Annotated in this window: 10 protein-coding genes; 2 read left to right on the top strand and 8 right to left on the bottom strand. The window is 56.1% G+C overall.

Annotated features, from left to right (window positions below):
- A partial coding sequence (gene cobJ / locus NW820_RS06860) for a precorrin-3B C(17)-methyltransferase (protein WP_414407057.1) occupies positions 1–633 on the top strand: 633 nt, incomplete at its 5' end.
- 18 nt (positions 634–651) lie between these two features.
- On the opposite strand, the gene modB is transcribed toward cobJ, so the two are convergent.
- Together modB and modA are read right to left on the bottom strand one after the other, a co-directional pair.
- Positions 652–2,439, bottom strand: coding sequence for a molybdate ABC transporter permease subunit (gene modB / locus NW820_RS06855; protein ID WP_414407056.1), 1,788 nt, complete (start codon positions 2,437–2,439; stop codon positions 652–654).
- 37 nt (positions 2,440–2,476) lie between these two features.
- Positions 2,477–3,238: a molybdate ABC transporter substrate-binding protein gene (gene modA / locus NW820_RS06850; RefSeq protein ID WP_414407055.1), complete on the bottom strand. Its 762-nt coding sequence runs from the start codon at positions 3,236–3,238 to the stop codon at positions 2,477–2,479.
- A 255-nt stretch (positions 3,239–3,493) separates the two neighbouring features.
- Between modA and NW820_RS06845 the strand changes: the two genes are divergently transcribed.
- Complete coding sequence (locus NW820_RS06845; protein ID WP_011430671.1) at positions 3,494–3,703, top strand: TOBE domain-containing protein; 210 nt, start codon at positions 3,494–3,496, stop codon at positions 3,701–3,703.
- Positions 3,704–3,731: 28 nt separating this feature from the next.
- On the opposite strand, the gene NW820_RS06840 is transcribed toward NW820_RS06845, so the two are convergent.
- The 6 genes from NW820_RS06840 to NW820_RS06815 form a co-directional block, all read right to left on the bottom strand.
- On the bottom strand, positions 3,732–5,384 hold the full coding sequence (locus tag NW820_RS06840) for a helix-turn-helix domain-containing protein (RefSeq protein WP_414407054.1): 1,653 nt from the start codon (positions 5,382–5,384) through the stop codon (positions 3,732–3,734).
- Between the two features lie 337 nt (positions 5,385–5,721).
- Positions 5,722–5,979 (bottom strand): hypothetical protein, encoded by a 258-nt coding sequence (locus tag NW820_RS06835; protein WP_011430669.1) that lies wholly within the window; start codon positions 5,977–5,979, stop codon positions 5,722–5,724.
- Between the two features lie 99 nt (positions 5,980–6,078).
- A complete protein-coding gene (locus NW820_RS06830; RefSeq protein ID WP_238376962.1) occupies positions 6,079–6,348 on the bottom strand; it encodes a ferrous iron transport protein A in 270 nt (89 codons plus the stop codon).
- Between the two features lie 136 nt (positions 6,349–6,484).
- Positions 6,485–6,784, bottom strand: a complete 300-nt coding sequence (locus NW820_RS06825; RefSeq protein ID WP_099813376.1) for a 2Fe-2S iron-sulfur cluster-binding protein — start codon at positions 6,782–6,784, stop codon at positions 6,485–6,487.
- 42 nt (positions 6,785–6,826) lie between these two features.
- Positions 6,827–7,192: a nitrogenase-stabilizing/protective protein NifW gene (gene nifW, locus NW820_RS06820; protein WP_414355663.1), complete on the bottom strand. Its 366-nt coding sequence runs from the start codon at positions 7,190–7,192 to the stop codon at positions 6,827–6,829.
- Positions 7,189–7,353: CCE_0567 family metalloprotein (locus tag NW820_RS06815; RefSeq protein ID WP_414407060.1), on the bottom strand; the 165-nt coding region annotated here is incomplete at its 5' end. The genes nifW and NW820_RS06815, both read right to left, overlap by 4 nt.

Here is a 7,353-nt window from a genome sequence, read left to right as displayed (position 1 = left end):
CCCCTTTTGCACCCCGGCCAAATCCGGGAGGCCTCTCCCATTACCCAAGAGCTGCAGCGGGCCAAACAGGCCATCGCTTGGGCGCAGCAGGGGCTGAAGGTGGCGGTGATTTCTTCGGGGGATGCGGGCATTTACGGCATGGCGGGGCTAGTGTTGGAGTGCTTGGTCCGCTCTGGCTGGGATGGGATCCGCCCTTCTCTGGAGGTGCTGCCGGGGATCTCTGCCTTCCAGGCGGCTGCTGCCCGGCTGGGGGCTCCGCTGATGCACGACTTCTGCGCCATTTCCCTCTCGGATCTGCTTACCCCCTGGCCAGTGATTGCAAAACGCCTGCAGGCGGCTGCAGCTGCCGATTTTGTGGTGGCCCTTTACAACCCCCGCTCCCGGCAGCGGGTGGATCCCTTCCTCAAGGCTCTACAGATCTTTCTGCAGGCCCGACCCGCCCATACCCCCGTGGCTTTGGCCCGCAACCTCTACCGCCCTGGCGAAACCCTCCACCTCACCACCCTAGGGGAGCTGGATCCAGAGCAGGTGGACATGCTCACCCTGGTCTTTATCGGCAACTCCCAGACCTTTCGCCATGGAGAGCGGCTGATTACCCCGCGGGGCTATTGCCTGGGCGAAGAACCCACTTGACGGGTGTTAAGCCCAGACTCAAAACACCATCAGATGCCGGGGATCCAACTGCAGCCACCACGGGGATCCCCAACCTTCCACCTCTCGCCAGCGCTCCCGCCACACCTCGGCTTGCAGGTGATAGTCCTGGCTGTGGGCAGGAGGACTGCCCAGCCTAAAGAAGAGAGTCAGTCGGTGGGGGGTCTCGCTCCACTTCACCAGCCAAGCGGGAAACGTGTTGGGCAGCTTCCCGTCGGGCCTGAAGGTGAGGTGGTGGGCGCGGATGGCGATGTATTCTCCGGCTGGGGATCCCTGTACCTGCAGCTCACAGCCCCAATCCAAGGCCAGCACCCGTTGAGGGCCCAGGAGCTTGGCCCGCGAGATGTTTTTGCAACCCGTCAGTTGCGCCACACTAAGGCAGGGGGGAGCCTCAAATAGCTGACGCTTGTCCCCCTGGGCAATGATTCGCCCCTGCTCCATTACAGCCAGATCCCCGCAGAGGCGGAAGGCTTCCTCAATGTTGTGGGTTACCAAAAGCGTGACTCCCTTGTAGCCCGCTAGGATTTCCCCCATCTCCTGCTCCAGTTGGCTGCGCAGGTGGGCATCCAAAGCAGAAAAAGGCTCATCCAGCAGCAAGATCTCCGGCTCAGAAGCCAAGGCTCGCGCCAGGGCCACCCGCTGCTGCTGTCCTCCGGAGAGCTCCGTGGGATAGCGGTTTTCCCAGCCCTTCAGCTTGACCAACCGCAGCTGGGCCTGGATCCGCTCTTGTTTTTCCGCTTCGCTCAAGCCCGCAGGGATCCCAAAAGCGATGTTCTGGGCGACGGTGAGATGGGGAAACAGAGCGTAGTTCTGGAAGATCACCCCTACCCGTCGCTGAGCCGGAGGCAGCCGGATCCCCTGTTCGGCGTCAAACAACGCCCGCTCGTTGAGCAAAATGCGCCCACCATCCGGGGTTTCGATCCCGGCAATGCAGCGCAAAAGTAGGCTTTTGCCGGATCCAGAGGCCCCCAGCAGTCCTAATGGCCGCCCGTCGCAGCTCAGTTGCGCCTGCAGCTCAAACTGGGGCAGCTTCTTGTCAATGTCCACCCAGAGGCGGGGGGCCGGAGTTGAGAAATCCGGATCCCTTCTGGTGAGAACCTGTAGAGGACGAGAGGGAGGTCGCTGCCAGGGCTGTCGCTGAAACCAAAGGTTAACTGCCGTCATCACCCCCAAGGACAACCCCAAGACCAGGGCCGAGCTGATGGCCGCCCCCCGCATATCCCCCGCCTGAACGGCAAAGAAGATGGCCATGGACAGGGTTTGCGTGCGGCCTGGGATGTTGCCTGCCAGCATCAAGGTGGCGCCAAACTCCCCCAGAGCGCGAGCAAAACTGAGGGTAACCCCCGCTAGGATCCCCGGCAAGGCCAGTGGGATCAGCACCCGCGTAAAAATCTTGGCCCTACTTGCTCCCAGGGTGCGGGCTGCCGCCACCAGCGTCGGGTCGATCTGCTGGAAAGCTCCCAAGGCCGTGCGGTACATCAGGGGCAGGGCCACCACCGCTGCCGTGATCACCCCGGCATACCAGGTGAAGATGACCGACAAGTTCAGCGAGGCCAAAAGTTGTCCCAGAAGGGTTCGCCGGCCAAACAGCAGCAGCAACAGGAAGCCCACCATGGTGGGCGGCAACACCAGCGGCGCCAACAAGAGGGCCTCGATGAGAGAGCGCCAGCGACCTCGGTAGTGCAACATCCCGTAAGCCGCCAGCGTCCCCACCCCAAAGGTGATAGCTGTGGCCAAGCTGGCAATCCGCAACGAGATCCACAGCGGAGACAGGTCGTAGTCGCTCATTTGGAGTAACTCATCCGCGCCATTGCAGAGGGATCCCTCACAGGCGGATAAAGCCGTACTTCACAAACACCTCTGCTGCTTCTTCTGAGGTTAAAAACTCCAAGTAAGACTGTCCGGCGGGAGTATCGCGCACCAATGCCACCGGGTAGATAATTGGCGTAATGGGATCCGCCGTAGCCACTACTCGCACCCGATTTGAAAGCTGAGCATCCGAGGTAAACAGGATCCCAGCGTCAGCATTGCCCTGTTCTACCGCCGTTAAGATTTCCCGCACCGTGCTGGCAAACACCATCTTGGGCCGCAGCGTCTCAAACACCCCCGCCTCGGTGAGAATTTCCTGGGCATAGCGTCCGGCGGGCATGGCCTGCAGATCCCCAATGGACAGAACCCGGATCTCTTCCGCCACCAAGTCGGCAAAATCCTGAACCTTGGTTCTGGCATTGGCAGGCACAATTAAAGCCATGCGGTTGCTGAGAAGATCCCGCCGGGATCCCTCCACCAGCAGGTTTTGCTGGGCAAGGGCGTCCATAAAAGAGGCGGCTGCGAAAAATACCACGTCCAAAGGAGCCCCCTGCTCCACCTGTTGCTGGAGAGAGCCGGAATTGGCGAAGTTGTACTCAACCTTGATGTCGGGATAGCGGGCGGTGAACAACCGGTCGATTTCCGTTAAAGCCGGTTGCAAGCTCACCGCAGCCCCCACCAAAATGGGCTGAGATTGCGCCAAGCCGGGAGCCGACCCCCACCTCAAAGCCAGAGCGGCCAGGATCCCCAGGAATAACATTGCAGTTCTTCGTTTCATAGCCATTCTTCTTTGACCCGTGACGACTTTCAGAACAGGAAAATCCACCAATCGCTCGGTACTTTGACCATTAGAGGTTGCAGTTTGTATCTTTAAGATACATAATCTAGACTATTGGCAGCCCTTCCTCCCCAGAGGCAACGATAAGCATCTGATAGTATTGAAACCGGTGTTGAATGACCATCCGGCAAGCTCCTCTCTTGTTCAGTTCGGTCAACACCCCTGTTGCTCTGCTTGTTCAACAAAGGAGAAGTCATGCAAATCAGCACTCGCAACTTTTTTAAAGGAACTGTAAAAAGCTTCCAGGTGGGCATGGTCAATGCCGAAATTGTTCTGGAAGTTGCACCAGGCATAGAAATAACAGCCATTATTTCTAAGCACTCTGCCGAACGGTTGGGTATAGCAGTTGGAAAAGAAGCGTATGCTGCCATTAAAGCCTCAGATGTGGTCATCGCCGTGGATTAGTGGTGGATTAGCAAATTGAGTGACTGGCCTAGACTTGCTGTTGCCTGGGATCCAAATACAGGGCTTTGATAAGGCGCTGGCGATCGTTTAGGCTGATCTGAAGCCGCCCATTCTCTACATCCCGCACCCAGCTCTGGCTGCGCCCCAGCCTCTGGGCCAATTCCCGCTGGCTGATTCCCTTTTGCTGGCGTGCCGCCGAGATATCCGCTCCACGCAAAGCTTTGCTTGAGGGGAAGTCTTTTGGGTTTTCGGGAGGGCCAGGGAGATCCGAGTCTGTTGCAACAGGCGCAGACTTTGCCCTACGCTGCCGCCGAGATCCCGATTCTCGGGTTGGGGATCTGGCTTCTTGAACTACTCGACGATGCCAGTCGGAGGGCAGATGAAATCGTTGAATGCGAGCCTGCATCAAGAGTCCCCACTTGCCCCGCGGCCCGGCAGCCGTCAGCAAGCCACCGTTGTTGGCATCTTCAATCCAAAAGTTCAATGCCTCGTCCGCATCCTCGGGCACAGCTTCCAGGCGAGCCCACAGGGGTTGAATGGAAGAAGGATAGGTGAGGGGATCGAACTCCGGCTTGAGGCCGTAGTGGTTGAGAACCTCCAGATCGCTTTCAAAGGTGCGCACCAGCCGTTTGCGTTCTTGGAGATTGAGATAAGCTTCCTGCAGTCGCTCTTCCCCGTAGGCCACTCGCATCAGGGTGGGCACCGTCAGACGCTGTTGCCGCCCCATCCTCACTTTGAACAACAGCCACAGCAGCAGGCGCATGGCTCCTTCATGGTGTTGCCAATGGCTCATCACGGCCTGCAGCAGGGATAGGGGCAGGCTGCTGTACTGATAAAAGGCTTGCCCCTGGCGGCACCCTTGTCGATTGAGAAAGTACCGTGTCCATTCGCCGGGCTGAATCGCCCAAGTCAGGCCCACCAGATGGTTGCAGCCCTGCTCATCTTTTTGAAAGTGGCGATGCATCTTGAGCAGCCTCCACAGAGGGCCAGCCGGTACCGAAAACCCCTTCACCCGCCCCTGATCCGGCCAATCGATGGAGACTTGAATCCGACAGAGCTGCTCTATCCAGGTCATGAACAGGTGGAGACGGGTCATCTTGCTCAGATCTTTACGTTTATCCCAGCCCAAATAGGACTCCAATTGTGAGTCGGTGAAAACAAAGGATTCCTTCCAGGGGCTATCCAACCCGGCGGCATAGGCAGCAAAAATAAGATGCAAACAGGCAGTTCGCACATCGATCGGAGCACTTTGTGGGATCCCGTCCAAACATAGAGTTAGGGTCAGAGATCCCTGGTTGTGGCCAACAGATTTCTGATAGCAAACCTGGTTATCTCCCTGCTTTTGCAGATTGAGAGATTGAAATTGAGATAGGAAATTGCAAGCTTCCCAGACCACAATTGACGAAGCAAAAGCCTGGCTATGGCCGTTCAAAAATAGAGGTGGACTGCTGCGAATGCGGGCCGTGACCGTGCGGTTGCGCCCCTTCATGGCTTCATAAGGCTGCGGGGCAGAACCGGGACACAGGCTAACGCACTGAGGTTCTGGGAAGAAACCTTCGCAGTCATTGCACAACAGAGGATTAATCCAGTATTCCCCATCCTGAACAACAATAGCTTTCGTAGGACAGCTATCTACACAAGCGTTGCAACCGATACAATCCCCTGAGATTTGATAAGCCATAGCCCTCAAACTCCATAACGTTTCCCTGTAGCTCTCCCTCGTTCACACCTGCTATCGCATCTGCAAAACCCTAAACCCGGCCATGGAGACCTTCCTCGCAAAGCCGTGGCAGCCCGGCGAGAGACCTTAGTTTAAGGTCAGTTTCCTCAATTCGTGAACTGGATTGAAAGATACCTCAAAAGATCCCCGGCAGGCCAGGGAGATTTGGTCTAGGGTGAACCTTCTGGAAAGCTTTGTTTTCTCTTAACTTCTAATGTTTACAGTGAACTTTTGAGATGGCTTTGCAGGCTACTCCTCCCCCTTGAGAGCCTTTTGGGGATCCGAACTGCAGCAAGTGTCAGGCAAAACGCTCAATAACCAAGCCGACACAAGGTCGTCCGCCCACCCAATACGCCGATTCATCGGCCAGGTTGTGGCTTGGCTCCAGATGCCAACCCAAGGGATTGGGTTCTAGCTCCAGCGCCCGCACGATTTCCTCTGGGCTTAGTCCTGTGCAGAGTTGGATGTGTTGCAACTTGGGGAAAGGCTTTTCCACAAGGCTAAGCTCTTCAGCAGCTTTAAGGATGGAGCCCAGGTGCAACAAACAGGTGTTCATGGCTTTGCTCCCAAATCAAGATAGGTTATGAAGAGATGAGCTTCCCTTACTTTGAGTGTCCCTCATTACAGGTTAAAAATTGGGTAAATAGACTACATTTTAGAAGGCTCTTGGCAAATTTAAGATTGTTTTCTTATTCGGTTCTTGGGTAGACATCAAGGCGCAACGTGGATCCATGTAAACCCAGATGGGTTTAGCTAAATGAGCAGGAAGGGAAAGTTGGCCACTGGGTAGGAGTAGGATCCACTCAGGGTGACGTTGGATAACCTGGAGATAGGTACCTGGAGTGAGACCCATTTGCTGCAATTGGGCGCAAGCAGCTTCGGATCCGCGCAGTTGGTAGATGCGACCTTCTTCTCCAACCTTCATGAGTTGGAGAGGAGATATGGTTATTGAGATCTTAGGGACGGTGGGCGGTGCCAACATATAGGGATCCCTAATCTTAGAAGAGGCCATTTGAGCCTTGCCCGAGTCCATTTGCGAGCAGCTTGGAAGCAGCGATCTATCAAACCAAGTAAGCTTCCTGGTGAGTGCGAATCGTACAATTGGAGCGAGGTTTAGCCACGCAGAGCAGCACAAATCCTTTGGCTATTTGCTCCTCATCCAGAAAGGTTTGCTCCGATTGATCGACTTCTCCTTCTACCACTTTGGCCACGCAAGAGGAACAACTACCGGAGCGGCAGGAAGAGGGCAAATCCACATCTTGATCCTCAGCCGCTTCTAGGATGGTTGAATCTTCATCTACTGAGATATAGGTGTCGAGCCGTCGTTTTGGGTTAACCAAGTGAACTGTGTAGGTAGCCATGATGGAGTCTCCAGAGAGCTGACGAGGGGTAAACAAGAGATCTTAGGCAGGGATCCCAGGGCTGCATTCGCCCCGCTCTCCCAAAGAGCTGCAGCCGGCACAGCCGCCGACAGCATCTGGACAACCGTAGTCTTGAAAGACTCGGAATAGCTTCTCCTGCTGCGGAGTAGAGGTGAGAAAGGTTTGGTACGCTTTTTCCAGCGCTTGCCGAGCTTGCTCCAATCGCTCTTCTTCGCTGCCCTGGAAACACTCCAGAGGGCCTAGATACTGAGCGAATTTGCGTAAGATATGCAGGCGATTCACGTTGACCACCCGCGGATCGTAGGGGAGCTCGAAAAAAGCGAAATAATCCTCGGCATTGACTAGGGCTTGGAAGTCTTTCCAACGGCGGTTGTGGTTCCAACTCATCGGCAGGTCTCCAGGGTTTTCAAGCGTTGTCTGAGGGTGTGCAGCCGGGCAAACAGGGCATAGGTGCGGGCTGCCAAGTCGGGGAGTCGCTCGAACCCGTCGGGTAGCCCCTCGGCCAGATCGTGCAGATCCATTTTCAGTTGGCCTGCTTTGCTGTTTAG

This window comes from Synechococcus sp. R55.7 (genome assembly GCF_047461955.1).
Classification (GTDB): Bacteria; Cyanobacteriota; Cyanobacteriia; order Thermostichales; family Thermostichaceae; genus Thermostichus.
The sequence above is the reverse complement of the archived record's forward strand: the minus strand, read 5'-3'. Positions and strand labels throughout refer to the sequence as shown.